We start from the raw sequence: 24522 nt of genomic DNA, 5'->3' as shown, positions 1-24522 counted from the left end.
CGGCAGGTCTGGGCTTCGTTTCACTTATATCGAAGGAACTGCGATGAACGCCAACGCTGATCTGATTCTGTTCAATGGCCAATTTCATACCGTAGACCGCACAAAACCCCTCGCCAGTGCCGTGGCGATCAAGGACGGCCGCTTCGCCGTCGTCGGCAACGATGCGCAAGCCATGGCCCTGCGTGGCGCCGGCACCCAGGTCGTCGACCTCAAGGGCCGCTGCGTGATCCCCGGCCTCAACGACTCGCACTTGCACCTGATCCGTGGTGGTTTGAACTACAACCTCGAATTGCGCTGGGAAGGTGTGCCGTCGCTGGCCGATGCGCTGCGCATGCTCAAGGATCAGGCTGACCGCACGCCGACTCCGCAATGGGTGCGCGTGGTCGGTGGCTGGAACGAATTCCAGTTCGCCGAAAAACGCATGCCGACCCTCGAAGAAATCAACCAGGCGGCGCCGGACACCCCGGTGTTCATCCTGCACCTGTACGACCGTGCGCTGCTCAACCGCGCTGCGTTGCGCGTGGCCGGTTACACCCGCGACACGCCAAACCCGCCGGGCGGTGAGATCGTGCGCGATGCCAACGGCAACCCGACCGGCATGCTGGTAGCGCGGCCGAACGCGATGATTCTGTACTCGACGCTGGCCAAGGGGCCGAAGCTGCCGCTGGAATATCAGGTCAACTCGACCCGCCAGTTCATGCGCGAGCTCAACCGTCTCGGCCTGACCAGCGCCATTGATGCCGGCGGTGGTTTCCAGAACTACCCGGACGACTATCAGGTGATCGAACAGTTGGCCAAGGATGAGCAACTGACCGTGCGCATCGCTTACAACCTGTTCACCCAGAAGCCGAAAGAAGAGCTGACCGATTTCCAGAACTGGACCGGCAGCGTCAAGTTGCATCAGGGCGACGACTTCCTGCGCCACAACGGCGCCGGGGAAATGCTGGTGTTCTCGGCGGCTGACTTCGAAGACTTCCTCGAACCGCGCCCGGACCTGCCGCAGACCATGGAACAGGAACTGGAGCCGGTGGTGCGCCACCTGGTCGAGCAGCGCTGGCCATTCCGTCTGCACGCCACCTATAACGAATCCATCAGCCGCATGCTCGATGTGTTCGAGAAGGTCAACCGCGACATTCCGTTCAACGGTTTGCCATGGTTCTTCGACCACGCGGAAACCATCACCCCGCAGAACATCGAGCGAGTGAAAGCGCTGGGCGGCGGCATTGCGATCCAGGATCGCATGGCGTTCCAGGGCGAATACTTCGTCGACCGCTACGGCAAACAGGCCGCCGAAGCCACGCCACCGATCAAACGCATGCTCGCCGAAGGTGTACCGGTCGGCGCGGGTACCGATGCCACGCGGGTGTCCAGCTACAACCCGTGGACTTCGCTGTACTGGATGGTCAGCGGTCGCACCGTCGGTGGTCTGGCGCTGTACGAAGAAGGTTTGCCGCGCGCCACCGCACTGGAACTGTTCACCCACGGCAGCGCCTGGTTCTCGTCCGAGCAGGGCAACAAGGGCCAGATCAAGGTCGGTCAACTGGCGGACCTGGCAGCGCTGAGCGCGGACTTCTTCCATGTCGAGGAAGAGGCGATCAAGTGGATCGAGTCGGTACTGACCGTGGTCGGCGGCAAGATCGTTTATTCCGCCGGCGACTTCGAAGACCTCGGTCCACGTGCATTGCCGGTGCTGCCGGACTGGTCGCCAGTGGTGAAAGTCCCTGGCCACTGGCGCCCGAATTCGCCGTTGCAGGCGCAGGTGCACCAGTGCAGCGGCCCGTGCGCCGTGCATACCCACAGCCATGAAAAAGCCCGGATGTCGAATGCGCCAGTCAGCGATTTCGCCGGTTTCTGGGGTGCGTTCGGCTGCTCCTGCTTCGCTTTCTGAGTCTTGCAATAAAGCGTCGGCCACCGGGGTCGGCGCTTCACCTCACCACCACCCGAGGAGTTTCAAATGAGCAACGTTCCTTACAAGCGCCTGAACAAAGACGATGCCGTGGTCCTGCTGGTCGACCACCAGACCGGCCTGATCTCGCTGGTGCAGGATTTCTCGCCGAACGAGTTCAAGAACAACGTGTTGGCGCTGGGCGACATCGCCAAGTTCTTCAAACTGCCAACCATCCTCACCACCAGTTTCGACGCCGGTCCAAACGGCCCGATCGTGCCTGAACTGCGCGAACAATTCCCGGACGCGCCGTTCATTCAGCGCCCAGGCCAGATCAACGCCTGGGACAACGAAGACTTCGTCAAGGCCATCAAGGCCACCGGCCGCAAGCAACTGATCATCGCCGGTGTGGTGACTGACGTCTGCGTGGCGTTCCCGACCCTGTCGGCGCTGGCTGAAGGTTTTGAAGTGTTTGTGGTGACCGACTCGTCCGGCACCTTCAACGAAACCGTGCAGCAAGCGGCGTGGGCGCGCATGTCGTCGGCCGGTGCTCAGCTGTTGAACTGGTTCTCCGTGGCTTGCGAGCTGCAGGGCGACTGGCGCAACGACATGGAAGGTTTGGCGAATCTGCTGTCGAATCGTTTGCCGAACTACCGCAACCTGATCAACAGCTACACCAAGTTCACTGCCAAGTAATGGGTTGAAGAAAAATGCCCGCTGAAGAGCGGGCATTTTTTTTGCGGTGTTGATGAGTGTGTATTTCACTTCGAAAACTAGCCCTCACCCCAGCCCTCTCCCGGAGGGAGAGGGAGCCGACCGAGGTGTTTGGGAGAGATACAGTGACCTGGAGGTTTTGAGTCGAACACAGATTTTGAAAGGTCCCCAATCTGCTCCCTTTCACCCTCGCCCCCCTGGGGGAGAGGGCTGGGGTGAGGGGGTTGGATTTCGAAAGTGAAGAAGATTTAAAGTCCGGTGAATTATCGCTTTTGCAGCCACCCCAGAAACCCACCCTTGCGAACCGGCAAAGGCTGGGCCATCAACGCCAGCCGACTGTTCTGCTGCCGTACCGCCTGCAACTTGTTCAATGCCTGGCCGACTTCGCCGCGCTGTTCCATGCACTGGCGGGTCAGGTTCTTGTCGAGCCGATAAATGATCGAAGACGTCAACGCCGTAAACGTTGCCTGCGAAGGCGTATCGGCCAGAATGCTCTGTTCTCCCATGACCTCACTCGGCCCCATGCGCCCGGCTTCGGTGAAACCATTACCGTCCGGCACGCTGGCGCTGACCACGCCGGTGGCGATCACGAACAGGCTGTCCGGTACGTCCTCCAGATTGAGTACAACCTGCCCGGCGCTGTACTGCTGCGCGACCATCGATTCGGCGAGGCGATCGCGTTCTTCATGGCTCAGCGAGCGGAAGATTTTCACTTCATCGAGCAAGGCGCGAGCGCGGGTCGACGGTTCGATCACGCCGTCCGGGTGCCGCGAAATACCGGCCGCTTCGAGATGACGATGGGCGAGGTCGAACAGTTGATTGCGGACTTCAGCCTTTTTGCCCAGCTCGGCGATAAAACCGCTGGCCACGTATTCCGACATCTCTTCGCCGGCCTCTTTCAGCACCGCTTTCGGCGCGGGCGTCAGCAACAGACTGCTGCTGCCTTGCAGCGTGCGGTCGAGGGCGTCGAGTACCCGGCGTGGGCGAATGTGGTTCGGCACCTTGATGCTGATCGACACGCCGTGCAGGTTGTTCGGGCGGCTGAGGTTGACGATCTTGGCCTTGGCCGCCACCGAGTTCGGCACCACGGCCAGGGTGCCGGCGCTGGTCAGCAGGTGCGTGGCGCGCCAGTCGATGTCGAGCACTTTGCCTTCGACGCCGTCGATCACCACGAAATCGTCGACCTGATACGGCTTGGTGGTGTTGAGCACGATGCCCGAGAACACGTCGCTCAAGGTGCTTTGCAGCGCCAGACCGACCACGATGGCGAACACCCCGGAAGTGGCGAGCAGGCCTTTCACCGGCAGCTCCAGTACATAACCGGCGGCCGCGACGATGGCCACCAGAAACACCAGCGCACCGATCACGTCCTGCAACAACCGGCCGCTGTGACCGATGCGGCGCATCAGGATCAGGCCGATCACTTCGGTCAATGCCCGCGCGGCATACAGCCACCAGAAAATTCCCAGCGCCGTCGCGCCCAGTTGCGCTACCTGATCATCGGCAAAGACTGGCGCCTGCAACGGGCTGACGCCGGCATTGATGATCAGCGCGCTGAAGGCCAGAAACAGTACCAGCCGCACACCGACCCGTTGCGCGCGATGCTTGAACGGGGCGAGGTGCCAGAGCAGGGCGTCGAGCACCAGCAGCAGGGCACTCCAGTACAGCAGGTGGGCAGAAAAAACGCTCATGAGGTGAACTCCGGCGGGCACAAAAGAAAACGCCACACCCGAAGGTGTGGCGAGTGGCTGGACTCAGTTCAGATGGGTCTTGAGTTCCGCCGCGGCCTGGCGCACGGCGGCTTTTACTTCCGGAATCTGATTCAGCGGGTTGAGCAGGCCGAAGTCATGAATCATCCCGTTGTAGCGCACCGAGGTCACCGGCACACCGGCCGCGTCGAGGTGGCGGGCGTAGCCTTCGCCTTCGTCACGCAGCACGTCGAACTCGGCGGTCTGCACCAGCGCGGCGGGCAGGCCCTTGAGCTGTTCGGCGCTGGCGTTGAGCGGCGAGGCATGGATCTGCGCACGCTCGGCCGGGTTGGTGGTGTAGCTGTCCCAGAACCACTGCATCATGCCCTTGGTCAGGAAGTGGCCCTCGGCGAACTGCTGGTACGAGCCGTTATCGAACCCGGCGTTGGTCACCGGCCACATCAGCAACTGGAAGCGCAGGGCCGGGGTTTTCTGTTCCTTGGCCATCAGCGCCACGACCGCCGCCATGTTGCCGCCGACGCTGTTGCCGGCCACCGCCAGACGCTTGCCGTCGACACCGATGTCCTTGCCGTGCTCGGCCACCCATTTCGTTGCGGCGTAGGCCTGATTGATTGCAGTCGGGTACTGCGCTTCCGGCGACGGCGTGTAATCGACGTACACCGCGACCGCGCCAGAACCCACCACCAGATCACGAATCAAGCGTTGGTGCGTCGGGAAGTCGCCCAGCACCCAGCCGCCACCGTGGAAGAACATGAACACCGGCAGTTCGCCCTTGACCTTGGCCGGGCGCACCACTTTCAGGTTGATCGTCTGGCCATCGACCTTGATTGCCTTGTCGCTGACTTCAATGCCCGACAGGTCAACCTTCACCGAAGCCTGGGCGCCGGTCAGCACCGCACGGGCGTCTTTCGGGCTCAGTTGCTCAAGCGGTTTGCCGCCGCCAGCGGCGAGGGCGTCGAGGAAGGCCTGGGTGGTGTGTTCGACGCCAGTGCCTTCGGCGGCGAACGCGTTGCCGATGGACAGGGCGAGGAGGGAAGCGGCGAGGGTTTTCTTGATGTTCATGTGCAATTCCTTTTTAAGTCGTTGGAGTTTTTGTATGCCTTGGGATCGGGCTGCTGTGGCGCTGGGCTTCAGGCCTCAGCAACACCGTGAGCACAGATTAATGAGGTGCCGGAAAGTGAAAAAGCGGCTATAAAGCGTTTAACTGTCAACCAGAGAGTGACAATGAACCCGTTCGAAGACATGCGTATTTTTTGCCAGGTGATGGACTCCGGCAGCTTCACGGCGGCGGCCGATCAGTTGGGCCTGTCCAAGCAGTTCGTCAGCCGTCGGTTGATGCAGCTGGAGGAACGCCTCGGCGTGCGTCTGCTCAACCGTTCGACCCGGCGCCTGGACGTGACGCCACTGGGCCAGAGCTATTACGAGTCGGCGCTGCGGCTGTTAAGCGAAGTCGAACAGGTGGAGCAGGGCATCGCCGGGCAGACCGCCGAACCGCGCGGGACGATTCGCGTCAGCGCGCCGCTGTCGTTTGCGGTGGCGCATCTGGGGTGTCTGCTGCCGCTGTTCTTGCAGCGTTATCGCGAGGTGACGGTGGAGGTCGATCTGAGTGACCGGCCGGTGGACTTGCTCGGCGAGGGCTACGACCTGGCGTTGCGCATCGGCGTGCTGGAAGACTCGACCCTGATCGCCCGACGCATCGCCGCCATCGAGCGGGTGTACTGCGCCAGCCCTGCGTATCTGGCCGAGCGCGGTATACCGGTCAAACCGGAAGACTTGCTCAGTCATGACTGCCTGCCTTACGGCCACGGGCGTTCGGTGCAGTGGAGGTTCAACGCGGGGCAGGGCAAGCCGCAGTTGGTGAATGTCACCGGGCGGATGCGGGTCAACAACGGCGAGTTGCTGCGGGATGCAGCGGTGGCGGGGATGGGGATTACCTACTTGCCGACGTTCATTGTCGGGGCCGCGCTGAAGGATGGGCGCCTGGTGCCGGTGCTGGATGATTTGCGTCCGGAGCCGTTGATCCTGTCGGCGGTGTATCCGCAGCATCGTCAGGCATCGCGGCCGGTGCAGGCGTTGATCGAGTTTTTGCGCGAGCGGCTGGATCAGCGTCAGGGGGTGTTGTAGCCCCAGCCGCTCGCACAATCTTCAGCGTTGCTCAGTTGGCGCGCTTGTCATCGCCTGGCTCGCCGCCAACGTGAACCCCGCGATCATCGCCGGGTTCGCCTGCGGCATGTACGCCATGGTCGTCACCGATTTCGCCCGCGCGGTGTACGCCGTGGTCATCACCGATTTCGCCTGCACGATGAACCCCATGGTCATCGCCGATTTCTCCGGCCCGATGAACGCCGTGATCGTCCCCAGCCTCGGCGTGGGTGCCGTTGCGTCCTGAAGAGGCGCTGTCGCCGGAATGGCCCGAACCATGGTCGCTGCCGCTGTGGCCACTGTTTCCACCGCCGCCGCTGCCACTGTTGCCTCCACTGCCGCTGCCACCGTGGCTACCGCCATTGCCGCCACCGCCACTGCCACCGTTGCCGCCGCCCCCTCCGTTGCCACCACCGCCACCCCCATTTCCGCCTCCACCACCGCCACTACCTCCGCCGCCCCCACCACCGCTTCCTCCACCCCCACTGCCACCTTCCTTAGCCTGAACGCTGGACACCCCGGACAGGTTGTCCGGGATCAATACGGTAGACGCCGACAGGACTGCGCCGATGGCCATTGCGAGCATGAGCTTTTGAATGTGCATATCGTTCTCCGTCTTTGTTGTCTTGATTGGGAACCTGGATGTGCGGTGTTGCGCTTGAGTCGACCCGTTCCCGGGGTCAGTGAATGCTTGAAGCGAGTTCGAAGATCGGGATGTACATCAGGATCACGATCACCCCGATCAGCAGGCCGATGAAGGTCATGAGCAGCGGTTCGAACAGCCGCACGAACCACTCGATCCAGCGGCTGATTTCCTCGTCATAGAAATCGGCGCTGCGTTCCATCATTTGCCCGAGGTTGCCGGACTGCTCGCCGGCGCGCAGCAGGCGCAGGGACACGGGCGTCACCAGCCGATTGAGCTCCAGCGCGGTGGACAATGACTGTCCTTCGCGCACTCGTTCGCAGGCCTGGTCGAGTCGCGCCCGCGAGGCTACGGTAAGCAGGCCGCGCACCATGCCCATGGCGGTCACCAGCGGAATCCCGCCTTGCAGCAGAATCCCCAGTGATCGGTAAAACCGCGCCAGCTCATACATGAAGATCCGCTGGTGCACGGCGGGGAGTTTTTCCACCAGCCGATCCAGCCCACGGCGAAACGCCGGTTGTTTTTGCAACACGGCGAGGGCGGTGATGATCGCCGCCAGAATCCCGAAAAACTCACCCTGATGTGCGTGCAAAAACATCCCGCTGCTCATCAGAATCTGCGACAGCCACGGCAGGTTCGAGCCCAGTCCTTCGAACACCAGACTGAAGCGCGGCACCACGTAACCCATCAAAAACAGCACCACGCCACCGCCGACCACCAGCAACAGCAGCGGGTAGATCGAGGCGCTGACGATCTTCTGCCGCACCTCGTCCATGCGCTGGCGATAGCTGACATATCGACCCAGCGCATCGCCGACCGCACCAGTCTTCTCGCTGGACTGCACCAGCGCCACGTACAGCGGCGGGAAAACCGCCGACAGCTGGGCCAACGCCTGGGAGAACGATTTGCCTTCGTACAGCAGCCGCACCAGCTCAGTCAGGGTTTTTCGGGCGGCGGGCGCGGTTTCTTTTTCCGCCAGGCTTTCCAGTGCATCGATCAACGGCAGGCCGGCGTTGAGCAGGGTGGTCAGTTCCTGGCTGAACAGCACGAGGTTGAAGGTTTCGCGTTGGCTCAGGCGCAGCGAACGCCAGTGGCGCTCGGCGTGCAGGCTGACCACGCGCAAGCCCTGATCCTCGGCGATGCGCCGCGCTTCGCTGTGACCGGGCGCCTCGATGTTCAGCGACACCACGCCGGCCTTGCCCACTGCCTTCAGATGAAAACGCATGCCCTGTGCTCCGCTCATTGCCAGTTGGTGACTTCGGCGTTCTCGCCTTCGCCGCCGGGCTGGCCGTCCTTGCCCATCGACAGCAAGTCGTACTCGGCGTTTTCACCGGGGTAGCGGTAGGTGTAATTACGGCCCCATGGGTCCTGCGGCAGTTTTTTCTGCAAGTACGGGCCGGTCCATTTCGCCTCGTCGCTCGGCGCGGTCACCAGCGCCTGCAAGCCCTGTTCGGTGGACGGGTAGTGGCCGACTTCCAGCCGATACAAGTCCAGTGCCTTGCCCAGGCCTTCGATCTGCGCCTTGGCGACTTTCACTTCGGAGCGCCCCAACTGGGCGAAATATTTGGGCGCGACGATCCCGGCCAGCAGGCCGAGCACTACCAGCACCACGAGCAATTCGAGCAGGGTGAAACCCTGTTGGGCGCGCGGACGAACATGCAGCTTCATGATGACCTCCGGTGAGTGGCAGCCGAGTCGCCTGAGGGCTTATGCAATTGCCATGCTCAGCCCCCGATAAATCCTGCGTGCGGGCTGAAGCCCTTGAAATACGGGCTTCTCGAGAGTCGGCACAGTGCTTGCGTACGGCTGATTCACGACAGGTCAGTGGGGCATTTCCCCCAATTTTTCGGGGCCTGTCAGGGGAGGCCCAATGCTCAATCCAATCTGCGCAGGACTGCTTGGCTGCATGCTGTTGACCGGCATCGCCGAGGCCGATGTGTTTGTCTCCGTGGACGCCAAGGGCAGCTACGTGCTGTCCAACGTCCACCGCCCCGGACGCACCTACGAACGGGTGATTCACGAGGCACAAATGCCCGTGGTCAGCCTTGACCGGCAACCGCAATTGATCGCCAACCAGCCCTACGCGGAACTGGTGTCGGCGGCGGCCACGGCCAATCACTTGCCCGAAGCCTTGCTGCACGCGGTGATCAACGCCGAGTCGAACTACAACCCCGGCGCCACCTCGCCCAAAGGCGCCGGCGGGCTGATGCAACTGATGCCCGACACCGCCCGGGAACTGGGGGTGACCGACGTCTACGACCCCAGGGCCAACATCCAGGGTGGGGCCCGGTATCTCAAGCGCCTGATGACCCTGTTCGACAACGATATCGCGCTCGCCGTGGCGGCCTACAACGCCGGCCCCGACGCGGTGCTCAGCCGTGGCCGGGTGATCCCGCCGTTTGCCGAAACCCAGCGTTATGTCCCCAGCGTCCTGCGCCAGTACCGGCGTTTGCAGGGGCTGGCGGCGGACGCGCCGTTGTAAAGCTTCAACCCGGTTTTCCCCACTTTCGGGGCAAATCCGCCGGGTCGGAAAAACGGGGAAACGGGTGGGGAATTTCCCCCGGATTCTCAAATGATTTCTGTAACTGATTGAACAGCAACACGATTTTTTGTGGCATGCGGATTGCTCTGAGGGCTTTGTCGAGAATCATTCCCTGTGAGCACCCACTACGAGGTTTCCGATCATGGTTGGCATTCACCACGCACCGTCCCTGTTGAACTGGCTGCTGTTGCTGGCCTCGATGCTCAGCGTCGAACTGGCCAGTGCCGCCGTGCGCTGCGAACGCAATCTGGTGGCCAACGTCGTGGCCTTCGATCAGCCGCTGATGTTCAACCGCCTCGGTGCGCAGAACGTCAACGGCATGATGTTCGCCTTGCGCCGCGACGTGGTCGATGACCACGACCGGTCACTGGCACAGGGCGGTTCGGCGGTGCCGGGCAAAGTATCGCTGCGCCCGGACAAGCGTCCACGGCCGCTGGTGCTGCGCGTGGCGGCGGGGGATTGCCTGACGATCAACCTGCAAAACCTGCTGGCGTATCAGGCCAACCCGAACCATCACTCCGAGCCTGAGGGTGAAGAGGAAAACGCCAACGTCGGCGAAGCCTTCAAGGCCGACGAGCAAGTCGCCGACCGGCATGTCGGTTTCCAGGTCAACGGCCTGCAAGCGGTGAACAGCATCGATGACATCGCCTCGTTCACCGGGCGCAACGCCAACAGTCTGGTCGCCCCCGGTGCCAGCCGTTCCTATCTGTTGTACGCCGAGCGCGAAGGGGCGTTCGATGTCAGCAGCCGTGGCGCGACGTTCGGCGGGGAGGGCGCGGCCGGCAACAATGCCAATGGTCTGTTTGCCCAGGTGGTGGTCGTGCCCAAGGGCGGCCGCACTTACCGCAACACCCTCACCGAAGAAGACATGCGCCTGGCCAGCACTGGCCGCACCCCCGCCGGACATCCCATCGTCGATTACCAGGCCCGCTACCCGCAGCGCGAGCCGTGGCTGCGCGAAGGCAAGGCCGGCATGCCAATCATCAGCATGGTCGACGGCAGCGAAATCATCTCCAGCGAAAGCGACGCCATCGTCATGGGCAGCAACCCCGACGGCAGCTTTCCGCCGATCACCTATCCACTGGAATCGGTGGGCAAACGCAACCCGGCGTTGCCCAACCGGCTGGAGCCGTTCCGCGATTTCGCCGCGCAGTTCCAGGACGAAACCGCCGTCACCCAGGCGTTCCCGGCTTACTTCGCCGACCCGGTGATGGGCCACGTGCTGGAGCCGACCCGCGACTCGTTCATGATCAACTACGGTGCCGGCGGCATGGGCGCCGAAGTGATCGCCAACCGTTTGGGCGTGGGGCCGATGCACGATTGCCTGTCCTGCGCCTACGAAGAATTCTTCCTCAGCTCGCACACCGTCGGCGACGTGGCGATGCTGGTGGACGTGCCGGCCAACACCGGGCTTGAGAACATCGCCCCCGGCCAGACGCCACGTGCCGATCAGGTCGGCGTGAAAGCCACCATGGCCCTGTATCCGTCTGAGCCATCGAACGTCGCCCACAGCTACATCGGTGACTTCGTCAAATTCCGCAACACCCATAACGGTTACGAGCACCACATCTTCCACTTGCACGGTCACCAGTGGCTGTTCAATCCCAACGATGACAACTCCGATTACGTCGACGCTCAGGGCATCGGGCCGGGGGCTGGCTACACCTATGAAATCGCCAATGGCGGCTCGGGTAATCGCAACCGGGTGGCGGGCGATGCGATTTACCATTGCCACTTCTATCCGCACTTTGCCCAAGGCATGTGGGCCATGTGGCGGGTGCACGATGTGTTTGAAGAGGGCACCCAACTGGAGGTTTCCCAACAGGGTGCCGACGGTTACCACAGCGAACCCTATGCGCTGCGCAGTGGTAAACCCGCCGCCGGTGCCCGCGCCTTGCCGGACGGCGAAATCATTGCCGGCACGCCAATCCCCGCCATCGTGCCGCTGCCGGGCAAAGCCATGGCGCCGATGCCGGGCAAGGTTGTGGTGGTGCCGAAAATCGGCGAAACGATCGTTGCCGCCAGCGATGACGACGATGAGGAAGAAGAGGGCGACGATGAACACCACGGCGGCAACGCTGGCGCTCAGGCTGTTGGTTCTCTGGCCCTGGTGGATCGCAGCGAAGCCAACCGTAACGCTGACGGCAGTCTTAAAAACCCCGGCTATCCATTCTGGATCGGCGGTATGGAAAGTTCGGTCGGGCAGCGTCCGCCGACCCCTCCGCTGGACATGCTCGACGCCGCCACCGCGCAATCGCTCAAAGCCAGCGGCAAGGCGCTGTGGGCCAACCTCGACCCGACGCAATCCGGCGGCTGGGACGGTGGTTTGCCGCGTCATGCACTGGACGGAAAGTCTGCTGGTGGCGAAGCGCTCACCGTGACCACGTCGCTGGATTTCTCCAAGGAAGTCACCCGCGCCAAACCGATTTATCTGCCCGAAGAGGGCACCGAAGTCGAACAGGCGGCGATGGCTTTCCACGCGAAAAAGGATCACCCAAGCTTCGCCTTGCTGCCCGGCAATCAAGTGGTGGCCAAGGCCTTCCGCACCAATGGTGCCTTGCCGATTGCCGGCGCGCCTTACTACGAACCGTGCATGGATGACCGTCAGAAACGTTTGACCAGCAGCGCCGGTACAGGCGAATTCAACAGCGGCGAGCGTCTCGATGGCATGTCCTTCGTCGGCGCCTCGACCTTCACCGCCGACCGGCCACGAGTCTACAAAGCCGCCAACATCCAGTTCGACGCGGTGTACAACAAGGTCGGTTATCACTTCCCGCAGGCGCGCATCCTGGCGCTGTGGGAAGACGCCTTGCCGGTGATCACCAAGCAGCGTCCGCCAGAGCCGCTGGTGATGCGCATGAACACCTTCGACTGCGTGCAATACCAGCAAACCAACCTGGTGCCGGCTGTCTACGAGATGGACGATTATCAGGTGCGAACCCCGACCGACGTGATCGGCCAGCACATTCACCTGCCGAAGTGGGACCTGACGGCGGCGGACGGTTCCTCCAACGGCTGGAACTACGAGGACGGCGTGCTTTCCCCCGGCGCCGTACAGGAACGTGTGCACGCGATCCGCGAATTCAACCAGTGCGCCGGCACCGACCCGCGCGACGGCACCCCGGCCTGCCCGAAAGCCAAGGCGCATCCGTTCTTCGGCCAATACGGGCGAAGCGACTGGATGGGCGCACGCACGGCGATGCAGCGCTGGTTCGTCGACCCGGTGATCAACAGCAAAGGCGTGGATCGCGGCCTGGGCACCATCTTCACCCACGACCACCTCGGCCCATCGACGCACCAACAAATCGGCCTCTACGCCACCGTATTGGCTGAACCGGCCGGTTCCACCTGGTTCCACGCCGAAACCGGCGAGCCTTTGTACAGCGGCGCCCGGCAGGACGGCGGGCCGACGTCGTGGCAAGCGGTGATCAACACCGGCGACCTCGACGGCGACGGTTTGAACGACAGCTTCCGCGAGTTCTTCCTGGAGTACAGCGACTTCCAGCACGCCTATGAGGCCGGGGTGTATGTGGGCGCCGGGCCGAACGGCATCCCGAATGCGCAGGCGTTCCCGGCCACGGCCGACAGCTTCCGCTTTGCGATCAACCCGCCGGTGCGCAACAACGCCGGCAACCTGCTCGAAGCGGTGGTCGAGGCGCGTGGCGGGATCAAACCGGGCTGCCCGAGCCGGCCGTGCCCACAGGCGATTTCCGTGGATGACCCCGGCATGTTCGTCGTCAACTACCGTAACGAACCGCTGGGCCTGCGGGTGTTCGACCCGAACAAGGTCGGCCCGGACGGCAAGCGCGGCATGCAGGCCGACGGCCTCGGCGGTGACCTGGCGTACGCCATGCAGAGCCGCACCGACCGGGCGATCCCGGCGCTGAACCTGGCGCCGAACCAGATCAATTCGGCCACCGGGCCTACCGGCGGCACCACGCTGTTCCCGCCGCACATCAACAAGGGCGGCGCCGAACCGGGTGATCCGTTCACACCGATGCTGCGCACTTACACCGGCGACAACGTGCGGCTGCGGGTGCATGCCGGCGGCCACGAGGAAGAGCACAACGTCACCCTGCACGGCGTGAAATGGCTGCAAAGCGGTTCCGGGTTCGGCAACAGTTCGAACTCCGGGTGGCGCGCTTCGCAGATGGTCGGGATCTCCGAGCAGATGGGCTTCATCGCGCCGGTGTCGATGCTGTCGAGTTCGGCGGCGACCACCGGGGATTATCTGTACTCGATGGACGCCTCGATCGAAGGCTACTGGAACGGCATCTGGGGCGTGATGCGCAACTACACCGCGCAACGCAATGACCTGTTCGCGCTGCCGAACAACCCGAAACCCACCGGCATGCGCAACACCGTGGCATTCGAAGGCACCTGCCCACGGATCAGCGCCAACCCCAACGGCATCGGCACCCGACCCACCGTGCAGCGCAATTATGAAGTGGTCGCGGCGCTGGCCAACGACATCCTGCGCAACCCGCTGGGGCTGACCATCGGCGACTCGGCCGGGCTCGGCCAGCATGTTGGCGGGCCGTTGAATCCGGCGGGCGGCACGCTGGTGTTCAACTCGCGGCCGGTGAGCATTCCGCAGGTGACGGTGACCGATCCAGAGGATGGCGAAACCATCACCATCGGCGGTCAGAGCGGGCCGATCCATGACCCGACCGCGATCCTTTATGTGCGCAAGGCGGATCTCGATCCAGCCACCGGCAAACTCAAACCCGGCATTCCGGTGGAGCCGCTGGTGCTGCGTGCTGCTGCCGGGGACTGCATCAACATCACCCTGGAAAACCGTCTGCCGAGTGTGATGCCCGATCTGGCGCAGACCGCCATCCTGCAAGGCCTGGTCAAACGTGATCGCAACGGTGGTGACGGCTCGACCACCTTCAACAACAACCTGCTGCGGCCGTCCAGCCACGTCGGACTGCACGCGCAGCTACTGGCCTACGACATCACCAAATCCGACGGGGTGAACGTCGGCGCCAACCCGATCCAGACCGTGCCACCGCGTGTCGGTAGCACCGGTGCGTACCCGACCCGTACCTATCAGTACTACGCCGGGCACCTGGAGCGCGAAGGCAAACCGATCACCCAACTGGGGCGCAGCGTCGACAACATCAACGCCACAGCCGTGGAGTTCGGCGGCCTCAACTTCACCCCGGCGGACGTGATCAAACAACCGCAAAAAGGCCTGGGCGGGGCGATGAGCATCCTGCCGGCGGGCGCCACCTGGGTCGACGATGCACGCAAGGTCAGCGCCACGGTGACGGCGGCGGGGCAAACGGCTTATCGCGATTTTGCGATGGTCTGGCAGCGCGCCCTGAACCTGCGCTGGGCCAATGGCCGGCCGGTGGAGGGCATTGCCTCAGAAGGCATGGGCGTGCCGAACGATCCGAAGGACAACGCCGGCATGGCCATCAACTACAAGGCCGAACCCATGTGGTACCGCTTCGGCCTGGCGCCGGACGCACCGTTCGGCCGCGCCGACGGCCACGGTTACGGCGACGTGCCCAACGCGCACATGGCCTACAGCAACGCGCTGGTCGGCGGTGATCCGCAGACCCCGGTGTTCTACGCCAGACCGGGTCAGCCGTTCCGCACCCACATCCTGATGCCGACCGGTGGCAGCCGTGGCTCGACCTTCCAGCTCGACGGGCACCTGTGGTCGGTCAATCCGTTCCAGTCGGAGAAGAGCGATGTCGGCGGCTACCCGATGAACACCCCCGGCGTGGGCTCGGTGAAGTTCGGCTACAACCCGATGTCGATGTACATCGGCGCCCGCGAAAGCGTGCTGCCGGCGGCGCACTTCAGCTTCATGTTGCCGAGCGCCGGCGGCGCCAACGCGATAGCGGGTGATTACCTGTTCCGCGACAACGCTTCGTTCGGCAACACGGCGGGGTTATGGGGTTTGCTGCGGGTGACCAATGAGCCGGAACCGGCCCCTCAGGGCCAATAGCGGGAATGCAGTCGGGGATGTATTGGCAGGGGAGAGCGACATGAACAGGATCATTAACATCATCGGCGTCTGTCTTCTGGCGATGGCCGGGGCGTTGCTCACGCTGAGCGAGATTGCCCTGGCGCAAACCGGGCCCGGGCAGGTGCTGACCCGCGACGGCGTGTCGATTGCATTCAACCTGCAACCGCTGGCTCGCGACGGCAAATTGCGTGAAGGCGAGTTCGCCGACGTGCAGTTTCGCGTCACCGATGGCGCCTCCGGCCAGCCGCTGTCCGGCGTGGCGCCGGGAGCGTGGATCGATCCCGAAACCGTTGCCGCCGACCAGGCCCAGGGCCGCGACAAGAGCTGCAAATCCCGGGTCGGGACGTTCCTCAAATCCAACATCGGCGCGCGGCCGCTACTCGATCTCAACAGCTACTTCCTGCTGGTGATGAACCGCGATGCCAGCGTTTCGGTGATTGATCCGTCGGTGTCGGTCGGCGGCATCACCAGTACGTTGGCGCGGATCGAACTCAAGCAGCCGCCGATGGATTGGGTCACGCCCAGGGACAACAAACGGGTGTTCGTGTCGATGCCGACAGCAGGGGAGGTGGCGGTGATCGACAGCGAGCAATTCAAAGTCCTCGACTCGGTGGCCGCCGGCAGCCAACCGGTGCGGGTTGCGCTGCAACCGGACGAACGTCTGCTGTGGGTCGGCAACAACGCGGCGAAGGCCGAAGAGTCCGGCATCACCGTGATTGACGCCCAAAGCCTGAAACCACTTATGCATCTGGCAACCGGTCGCGGGCACCACGAAATCACCTTCAGCAAGGACAGCCGCTTTGCCTTCGTCAGCAACCGCGACGACGGCACGTTGAGCGTCATCGACATCGCCAGCCTGAGCCTCCTGCAACAGATCAAAACCGGCTCCAGCCCGTTGTCGGTGGCGTATTCGCCGCTGTCCGGGGCGGTATATGTGGCCGATGGCAAGGACGGTACCGTCACGGTGATCGACAGCAACAGCCGCGCCGTGCGGCGGGTGATCAAGCTGCAACAGGGCCTTGGCCCGATGGGTTTCAACGCCGATGGCCGCTTTGGCGTGGTGCTCAATACGCTGGAAAACCGCGCCACGGTGATCGATGCCGCCAACGACGCGGCGATCCATGATCTGGACGTGTCCGCCGAGCCCTATCAAGTGGTGTTCACCAAGGCCTATGCCTACGTGCGCGGCCTGGCCTCGCCGAAAGTCACCATGATCAACCTCGCCTCACTGGGCGAAGGGCGCCAGCCGATCAGCCAGGGTTTCGAGGCCGGGCCGCAGCCGCCACGGCTGGCCGGGGATTTGCCGCTGGCGTCGAGCCTCGCCGTGTCGCGAGATGACAACGCGGTGTTCGTGGTCAACCCGGTGGACAACACCACCTATTTCTACGCCGAAGGCATGAACGCGCCGATGTCCGGTTACCCCAATCGCGGGCAGGTTGCGCGTGCGGCGATGGTTGTCGACCGCAGCCTGCGCGAGGTGTCGCCGGGGCTGTACAGCGCCCGGGTGAAACTGCCGGCGGCGGGGCGTTTCGACGTGGCGTTCCTGCTCAATCAACCGAACATCATTCATTGCTTCAGCGCGCAGGTGGAGTCCGACGGCGCGGCTGAAAAACACGTCGGCCCGCCGAAAGTCGAGTTCCTGCCGGGCAAGACCGCCGTGGCGCTCAACGACCCGTACGTGGTGCGGTTCCGCATCGTCGAGGGCAAGCAAAAGGTGCAGCGCAGCGGCGTGAAAGACGTGCAGTTGCGCTACTTCCTCGCGCCGACATCGCGGCCCCGAGAGGTGGCGGCGCTGGAAGTCGCCGACGGTGTGTACGAAGCCCCGGTGACCCTCGACCGTAGCGGCGCCTGGTACCTGCATGTGCGCGCAGCATCGCTGGGCGCGGGTTTCGACGACAAGACCTTTGCCAGTGTCCGGGTGCTGCCCGGCCAGACTCAGTGACGAGGACAACGCCATGAACCGATTTGCATCATCCGGCCTGCTGACCTTGTGTCTGTTGGCCGCCGGCATTCATCAGGCCCGAGCCCATTCGGCGGACGAACACGCGGGGCACAAGGCACCGGCCGCCAGCACCCAGGAACACACCCAGGTCAAATTCGTCGACGTGCCGCTGCTCGACCAGAACGGCAAGACCGTGCGCCTGGAGCAGGATCTGGTGCACAACAAAATCGTCGTCATGAGTTTCATCTACACCAGCTGCACCACGGTTTGCCCGGTGGTCTCGTCGATCATGGGCAAGGTGCAGAAACAGCTGGGTTCGCGGGTCGGCGGCGAAGTGCAACTGGTGTCGATCAGCATCGACCCGCAGCGCGACGACCCGAAACGGCTGCTGGATTACGCCCGCTCTTTCCAGCGTGGGCCGGGCTGGAGCTGGCTGACCGGTTCGCCGCAGTCGATCAACGCCACGCTCAAAGGCTTGGGCAGTTTCAGCGGTGACTTCAAGAACCATCAGCCGCTGATCCTCGTCGGTGACGGCAACAGCCGCCACTGGACGCGCTACTACGGCTTCACCGATCCGGCGCTGCTGGCCAAGGAAGTGGAAAAACTCAGCGGCCTGCGCACCCACGCCAAACACACCGCGATTGCCATGGAGCAACAGCCATGAGAATGCTCGACTGGATCAGCCTGACTGTGTGCTTCTGGATTCTCGGCAACGTGGCCTTTGCCCACGAAGGCCACGCGCCCGAGGCCCCGGCGACGATGGCCGCTGCGCCGGCCAAAGGTACTCATGACGCGAAAACCTGGTTCACCGACACGCCGTTGCTCGACCAGCACGGCGTCACCCAGCGCTTCTACAGTGACGCACTGCAGAATCGAGTGGTGCTGCTCAACGTGATCTTCACCAGTTGCAACGATGCCTGTCCGCTGATCACCCGCAAGCTCAAGGAAGTCCGCGAGCTGCTGGGCGACAAGGCCGATGGCGTCACTTTCATTTCCCTTACCAGTGATCCGCTGCGCGACACGCCGGCGGTGCTCAAGGCTTACACCTTGAAGCAGGGTGCCGATGACCCTCACTGGCTTTTCCTTACCGGCGACAAGGCGCAGATGGATCTGGTGCTCGGTCGCATCGGCCAGATCGTGCCGACGCCGGAGCAGCACTCGACCCAGTTGATCGTCGGCGATGTGGCCAACAAACGCTGGAGCAAGATCCGTCCCGACGCCCCGGCCGCCGCCATTGCCCAGCGCTTGCTACTGCTGACAATGCCCGTGGCCGGCCGCTGAGTCCGCGCCATGAACCTGCGCCGCGTCCTCGCCCTGATCCTGCTCGCAGGCGCCAGCCTCGGTGCGGCCGCGTTGCCGCTGACCGCTGAAGAAAGCGCCGGCAAGCGCCTGTACCGCGAAGGCCTGTCGGCCAGCGGCGAGGCGATCATGGCGCGGGTCGGCGCGGCGGACGTGTTGCTGCCGGCCACTAGCCTGCCGTGCGCCAACTGCCACGGCGCCGACGGTCTCGGCCGGCCCGAGGGTGGCGTGCGTCCACCGGAGCTGAACTGGTCGCGACTGAGCAGCCTCCACGGTCAGCAACAGATCAATGGCCGCAACTACCCGGCCTACACCGACAGCAGTCTGGCGCGGGTGATTCAGGAGGGGCGTGACCCCGGCAACAATCGGCTCGATCCGAGCATGCCGCGCTTTCTGCTGTCGATGAAGGATCAGCGCAACCTCACTGCCTATCTCAAACGCCTGGCCGATGATCGAGATCCGGGGCTCGATGACCAGACTTTGCACTTGGGCACTTTGCTGCCGAGCCAGGGGCCGCTGGCCGAGGAGGGCGCCACGGTGGCGGCGGTGCTCAACGGCAGCGTGGCGCGGATCAATCAGGCGGGCGGCATTCATGGTCGGCAACTGCGCCTGACCGTGGTCGATCCCGGTCCGGACCGCGCGAGCGCCGAGCAGGCTCTGCAACGGCTGATCGATGAGGAAAAGGTCTTTGCACTGATCGCCCCGCTGGCCCCGGCGCTGGACAACGAACTGGCGCCACGTCTGGAACACGCCGGTCTGCCCCTGATCGGGCCGCTGTCCTTGATGGGCTCGGTGCAGGCCAGTGCGCAGATTTTCGAACCGCTGCCGGGATTGCGCGAGCAGTTGATCGCCCTGGCCGACTACGCCACCGCCAGCCTGAAAGTGCTGCAAGGGCCGACGCTGATCGCCTATCCCGACGACCCGACCCAAGTGCAGGCTGCGCAGGCGCTGGGGCAATACTTGCAGGATCACGGCTGGAAAAATGTCCGAATGCAGGCCTACGACCCGGCAGCGGATGCCTTGCCGCTGGGCTCACGCTCAGTGTTCTACCTGGGCAGCGGCAGTGGTTTCAGTCGGCTGGCGGCGGGGTTGCAGCATGCCGGGCAGGTGCCGTACCTGTTCGCGACGTCGGGCCAGGTGGCGGGCGACCTGCTGCAAGTGCCCGAGGGCTTTTCCCGGCGCGTATTCCTGGCCTATCCCTTCGTGCCCAGCGACTGGACCCAGGCCGGGCGCATGGCCCTGACCCTGCTGCGCGAACATCAGGGCCTCGGCGCGCAGCATGCGGTGCTGCAAGTCGGCGCCTATGCCTCGATGCTGTTGTTCAGCGAAGCCATGAAGCAGGCCGGGCGCGACGCCAGTCGCGAAAAGATGGTGGCGGCCCTCGAAGGCCTGCACGACTTCGACACGGGGCTGACCCCGCGCCTCAGCTTCGGCCCCGGCCGGCGATCGGGCTTGAGCGGGGCGCATGTGGTCACCGTGGACTTGCCCGATCAGCGCTTCTATCTGGTCGCGCCCTACAAACCGATTCTCGCGAGCCCCTGAACGGAGGCCTTGATCATGAAGCTCAAAAGCGTGTTGTGGCTGCTGGCATGCTGGTTGCCGATCGCGTTCGCCAATACGGAGCCGGTGGCGGCGCGGGTCAACGGCGAGGTGATTTCCGAGTATCGTCTGGAACGGTTTTTCGCCGAATACCTGGAAGACCGGGGCCGCGCCGTCGCGAGCATCCGCAGTCCAAAGGCCTATAAACAGCTGCGCCAGGCCGCGCTGGACACGCTGATCGACAAGGAACTGCTGTGGCAGGAGGCGCAAAAACGTGGCCTGAAGGTGGACGATCAAGCGGTGCAGCAACAGGTCGAACAGATTCGCGTCGCCATCGGCGGCAGAGACAACTTCCTGCGGCGCTTGCAGGATGCGGGGTTCGACGAAGCTTCGTTCACCGAGTACACCCGACGTGAACTGGTGGCGCAGCAGATGTTCGCCGCGTTGATCCGCGCCAACACCTTGCAGGCTCGGCATTTGCTGGTTCGGGTGGCGCCGGACGCCGATGCCGCCACAGACGCGGCGGCGCGTCTACGCTTGATGCAGATGCGCGCCTCTGTGATTGAGGGAGCAACGTTCGCCAGCGATGCCGTTCGCTCGCCATTCGGCTGGCATTTGATCTATTTGCAGAACCACTTGGAGGCAGCCGATGTCCCACAGATGCAGGGGCTTGCAACAGTCCGGGTACAGCGTGCCCGACAGCAACAGGTCCAGGCTCGTCGCCAGGTGCTCGCGCAATTGCGGGCGCAGAACAGGATCGAACGAATTGACGACGATTGAAGGTTCCCCCCCAATAGTGGGGAATGGCTTCGATGCCCATTCAGGTGCTTCCCCGTTTCTGGGGAACGGGGTACCGGGACGAGCGGGCATTGTCATCAAATTCAAGGACATGAAGACATCAATTTACCGGCACTCGGCCTGGCATGAAGTGTGCGTTACCTCTTGTGAGGCGCACTCCAGCAGGATCGGGCAGTTGATTTGAAAAGGCCGGATCTGTCGCTGCAAGGAGTAGACCTTGGTTAACAAAGTACTGGTTGTCGAAGACGAACAGCTGCTTGCACAGAACCTTCAGGATTATCTGTCGGCGCAAGGGCTGGATGTCCGGATTGCACATGACGGCGCAGACGGAATCGGCCAGGCCGAGACCTTCGCTCCCGACGTGCTGGTGTTCGATTACCGCTTGCCCGATATGGAAGGGTTCGAGGTGCTCGACGCGGTCCGCCAGAACAGGACGTGTCATTTCGTGCTGATAACGGGTCACCCGACCGCTGAAGTCTGTGAGCGGGCGCGGCAACTGGGGGTCAGTCACATCCTGTTCAAACCGTTTCCACTGGCGGAACTGGCCCGAGCTGTCTGCGACCTTCTGGGGATCCAGCGCGAAGCGAAACCCGGTGCGAGCCCGTCCGAAGGGTTCGTCGAACGACGCCAGAGCAGGACCGAGAGCTTCCCGTTGCAGTTGTACGATGGCAGTTGGGTGCTGGCGGACCGCCGACGAAACCGGTCGGAGGCCATGGCACCGGACGACGATCAAATGCTCACCGGGGAGTAATGGCGCGATAGACGTTCCGGCACTCGCCGAACTCGCCTCCCGCGCCGTCAGGGCCACAAGCCCCGGGTGTTGGAGAGCAAGCCATGGAACGTCTGTCCGTTGTCGTCGAAGCGTTGCAGCCTGCGTGTGCCCCGACACGCTTCTCCAGTGAACAACTGGCCCAGGCCCGGGCGCGGGCCAGCACCTCCGGGGAACGGGTGCTCGACGCACTCAACGTCCTTTGCGAACTGGCGCCGATGCCGTTCATTGCCAGCCTCGGCGCCACCCTGCATTACCCGGTGCTCGACACCGACACCCTGTTTCTGGCGACACCGGTATTCGACCGGGTCACCCTCGCGCAATGCCTCAAACGTGAATTCATCCTGCTGCGCCACAACGAAGAAGTCATCGGTGTGTTCGCTGACCCCTTCGACACTTCGCGCCTGGCCTGGATCGACGAATGCCTGCACGGCGCGCCGCTGTATCTGGTGCATGCCGACGACCTCAAGGCCTATCTGGCCCGCCACGAAGAAAGCTTCCATGCCGTCGAATCGCTCAACGCCCAGGCCGACGCCGGCAGCGAGGTCGACACCCTGCAAAGCCTGTCGCTGACCAGCATCAGCGAAGACTCGAGCGTGGTGGTGAAACTGGTCAACTCGACCCTCTACGACGCGCTGAAAATGCACGCCAGCGACATCCACCTCGGCACCACCGGCAACGGTCTGGTGATCAAGTACCGGATCGACGGCGTGCTCAACAACATCAGCAAGATCCAGGGCAGCGAATTCGCCGAACAGGTGATTTCCCGGGTCAAGGTCATGGCCGAACTGGACATCGGCGAAAAACGCGTGCCTCAGGACGGTCGCTTCAAGATCGGCATCAGCGGCCGGCAGATCGACTTCCGGGTGTCGATCATGCCGAGCATCTTCGGCGAGGACGCGGTGCTGCGGGTGCTCGACAAACAGGACCTGGCCGACAAGGTCTGCGGCGTGCAGTTGCAGGCGCTGGGCTTTGAAGACGAAACCCTGCGCCAGCTGCGGCGTCTGGCCGCCGAACCCTACGGCATGGTGCTGGTGACTGGCCCCACCGGCAGCGGCAAGACCACCACGCTGTACGCGATGATCACCGAGATCAACCACGGTGTGGACAAGATCATCACCATCGAAGACCCGGTGGAATATCAGCTGCCCGGCGTGCTGCAAATTCCGGTCAACGAGAAAAAAGGCCTGACCTTTGCCCGTGGCCTGCGCTCGATCCTGCGCCACGACCCGGACAAGATCATGGTCGGCGAGATCCGCGACCCGGACACCGCACAGATCGCCGTGCAATCGGCGCTCACCGGGCACTTGGTGTTCACGACGATCCACGCCAACAACGTGTTCGACGTAATCGGTCGTTTCACTCAAATGGAAATCGACCCCTACAGCCTGGTCTCGGCGCTCAACGCGATTCTCGCGCAACGCCTGATCCGTCTGGTGTGCAGCAGTTGCAGCGCACCGGCCACCCCGAGCGATGAAGAACTGCGCGCCTCAGGCCTCGACCCGCACAAGGTCGGCCATTACCACTTCGTCCATGGCAAAGGCTGCGGCCACTGCCGGGGCAGCGGTTATCGCGGGCGTACGGCGATTGCCGAACTGCTTCACCTGGACGACGAACTGCGGCAGATGATCGTCGAGCGCCAACCCATCACCCAGATCAAAGCCCTGGCCTGCGCCCGTGGTTTGCGCCTGTTGCGCGAGTCGGCGCTGGAGCTGGTGGAGCACGGTCGGACCACGCTGGAGGAGATCAATCGTGTCACTTTTATCGCGTGATCAATTTATCGCCGTGCTCGGCGCCAGCGGTGTCGGCCTCGGCCAGCGCCGGGGCAGCGACACCCTGTGGCTGGGCAGCGTCGGCTACATCGACGAAGGCTTCCACAGCTACACCGTGGCGCTGGACACCCTCGACCGTCTGCTCGGCGAACACGCTCGCGCAGGTTCCGAGCTGAGCGTGGTGATCTCCGGGCACTTCAGCCGTTTCTGCCTGGTGCCGTGGAGCGAGCAGATCAGCAGCCCTGAAGAACTGCGCGGCTTCGCCCAACTGTGTTTCGAGGACCTGTTTGGTGTACCGACGCAACCCTGGAGTCTGGTGCTGTCAGCCGAGCCGGCCGGTCACGATCGTATCGCCAGTGCTTTGCCGCAGGATCTGCTGGAACGTCTGCGCACCCTGGTCAGCGGTCGCAACCTGCGTCTGAGCTCGGTGCAGCCGTACCTGATGAGCGCCTTCAACCGCTTCGACAAAAGCCTCGACGCTGGCGACTTCCTGTTCGTGGTCGCCGAGCCGCAACGCAGCGTGTTGCTGCTGGCAAGGGAAGGGCGCTGGGTATCGGTGCGCTCGGTGGGCGGCAGCGACAGTGACGCGGCATTGAGTGCCTTGATCGGTCGCGAACGGCAACTGCAAGCCTCCACCAGCGAACGTGCCTTCAACGTTTATTTGCACGCCCCGGCGCGCCTCGATGCGCAACCGGATGTGGCGGGGGTGCACTTGCGCACCCTCGAAGACGACTCGATGACCGTGCGTGACGCCTTGTACGTCATGTCCCGGGCGGTGGCCTGAC

18 protein-coding genes are annotated in these 24522 nt (G+C 63.5%); 13 read left to right on the top strand and 5 right to left on the bottom strand.

Annotation, left to right across the window (positions count from 1 at the left end; genetic code table 11):
* Nucleotides 1–43: 43 nt before the first annotated feature.
* Both AC07N4_RS13380 and ycaC read left to right on the top strand, forming a co-directional pair.
* Nucleotides 44–1888 carry an amidohydrolase gene (locus AC07N4_RS13380; protein ID WP_102621580.1) on the top strand — a complete coding sequence of 615 codons (1845 nt, stop codon included), beginning with the start codon at nt 44–46 and terminating at the stop codon, nt 1886–1888.
* Nucleotides 1889–1954: 66 nt separating this feature from the next.
* Nucleotides 1955–2581, top strand: a complete 627-nt coding sequence (gene ycaC / locus AC07N4_RS13375; protein ID WP_493066679.1) for an isochorismate family cysteine hydrolase YcaC — start codon at nt 1955–1957, stop codon at nt 2579–2581.
* A gap of 281 nt (nt 2582–2862) precedes the next feature.
* On the opposite strand, the gene AC07N4_RS13370 is transcribed toward ycaC, so the two are convergent.
* Complete coding sequence (locus AC07N4_RS13370; RefSeq protein WP_493066680.1) at nt 2863–4290, bottom strand: mechanosensitive ion channel domain-containing protein; 1428 nt, start codon at nt 4288–4290, stop codon at nt 2863–2865.
* 63 nt (nt 4291–4353) lie between these two features.
* Complete coding sequence (locus AC07N4_RS13365) at nt 4354–5370, bottom strand: alpha/beta hydrolase (protein WP_493066681.1); 1017 nt, start codon at nt 5368–5370, stop codon at nt 4354–4356.
* Between the two features lie 162 nt (nt 5371–5532).
* Here AC07N4_RS13365 and AC07N4_RS13360 point away from each other — a divergent pair, with 162 nt between their 5' ends.
* Complete coding sequence (locus AC07N4_RS13360; protein WP_273539054.1) at nt 5533–6432, top strand: LysR family transcriptional regulator; 900 nt, start codon at nt 5533–5535, stop codon at nt 6430–6432.
* A gap of 31 nt (nt 6433–6463) precedes the next feature.
* Here the strand turns inward: AC07N4_RS13360 and AC07N4_RS13355 are convergent, their stop codons facing one another.
* From AC07N4_RS13355 to gspG, 3 genes are all read right to left on the bottom strand, one after another.
* The gene (locus tag AC07N4_RS13355; protein ID WP_493066682.1) at nt 6464–7054 is read right to left on the bottom strand and encodes a hypothetical protein; all 591 of its coding nucleotides are present in this window, start codon (nt 7052–7054) and stop codon (nt 6464–6466) included.
* A 76-nt stretch (nt 7055–7130) separates the two neighbouring features.
* Nucleotides 7131–8318 carry a type II secretion system F family protein gene (locus AC07N4_RS13350; RefSeq protein WP_096821308.1) on the bottom strand — a complete coding sequence of 396 codons (1188 nt, stop codon included), beginning with the start codon at nt 8316–8318 and terminating at the stop codon, nt 7131–7133.
* Nucleotides 8319–8332: 14 nt separating this feature from the next.
* A complete protein-coding gene (gene gspG, locus AC07N4_RS13345; RefSeq protein WP_102622369.1) occupies nt 8333–8761 on the bottom strand; it encodes a type II secretion system major pseudopilin GspG in 429 nt (142 codons plus the stop codon).
* 202 nt (nt 8762–8963) lie between these two features.
* Between gspG and AC07N4_RS13340 the strand changes: the two genes are divergently transcribed.
* From AC07N4_RS13340 to AC07N4_RS13295, 10 genes are all read left to right on the top strand, one after another.
* The gene (locus tag AC07N4_RS13340) at nt 8964–9575 is read left to right on the top strand and encodes a lytic transglycosylase domain-containing protein (RefSeq protein WP_102622370.1); all 612 of its coding nucleotides are present in this window, start codon (nt 8964–8966) and stop codon (nt 9573–9575) included.
* Nucleotides 9576–9777: 202 nt separating this feature from the next.
* The gene (gene mnxG / locus AC07N4_RS13335; protein WP_493066683.1) at nt 9778–15597 is read left to right on the top strand and encodes a manganese-oxidizing multicopper oxidase MnxG; all 5820 of its coding nucleotides are present in this window, start codon (nt 9778–9780) and stop codon (nt 15595–15597) included.
* Nucleotides 15598–15637: 40 nt separating this feature from the next.
* Nucleotides 15638–17560: a YncE family protein gene (locus AC07N4_RS13330; RefSeq protein ID WP_493066684.1), complete on the top strand. Its 1923-nt coding sequence runs from the start codon at nt 15638–15640 to the stop codon at nt 17558–17560.
* A 13-nt stretch (nt 17561–17573) separates the two neighbouring features.
* Complete coding sequence (locus AC07N4_RS13325; protein ID WP_493066685.1) at nt 17574–18224, top strand: SCO family protein; 651 nt, start codon at nt 17574–17576, stop codon at nt 18222–18224.
* Nucleotides 18221–18841 carry an SCO family protein gene (locus tag AC07N4_RS13320; protein WP_493066686.1) on the top strand — a complete coding sequence of 207 codons (621 nt, stop codon included), beginning with the start codon at nt 18221–18223 and terminating at the stop codon, nt 18839–18841. The genes AC07N4_RS13325 and AC07N4_RS13320 overlap by 4 nt, the downstream gene beginning before the upstream one ends.
* Nucleotides 18842–18850: 9 nt before the next feature.
* The gene (locus AC07N4_RS13315) at nt 18851–20401 is read left to right on the top strand and encodes an ABC transporter substrate-binding protein (protein ID WP_493066687.1); all 1551 of its coding nucleotides are present in this window, start codon (nt 18851–18853) and stop codon (nt 20399–20401) included.
* 15 nt (nt 20402–20416) lie between these two features.
* Nucleotides 20417–21178, top strand: a complete 762-nt coding sequence (locus AC07N4_RS13310) for a SurA N-terminal domain-containing protein (RefSeq protein ID WP_493066688.1) — start codon at nt 20417–20419, stop codon at nt 21176–21178.
* Nucleotides 21179–21413: 235 nt separating this feature from the next.
* Nucleotides 21414–21947 carry a response regulator gene (locus tag AC07N4_RS13305; protein ID WP_102622377.1) on the top strand — a complete coding sequence of 178 codons (534 nt, stop codon included), beginning with the start codon at nt 21414–21416 and terminating at the stop codon, nt 21945–21947.
* An 83-nt stretch (nt 21948–22030) separates the two neighbouring features.
* On the top strand, nt 22031–23737 hold the full coding sequence (locus AC07N4_RS13300; protein ID WP_493066689.1) for a GspE/PulE family protein: 1707 nt from the start codon (nt 22031–22033) through the stop codon (nt 23735–23737).
* The gene (locus AC07N4_RS13295; RefSeq protein ID WP_493066690.1) at nt 23718–24521 is read left to right on the top strand and encodes a hypothetical protein; all 804 of its coding nucleotides are present in this window, start codon (nt 23718–23720) and stop codon (nt 24519–24521) included. Before AC07N4_RS13300 ends, AC07N4_RS13295 begins: the two co-directional genes overlap by 20 nt.
* Nucleotide 24522 lies beyond the last annotated feature (1 nt).

The organism is Pseudomonas sp. GW821-FHT09E04 (assembly GCF_059416185.1).
Note: the sequence above shows the minus strand (reverse complement) of the source record. Positions and strands in the feature narration are given on the sequence as shown.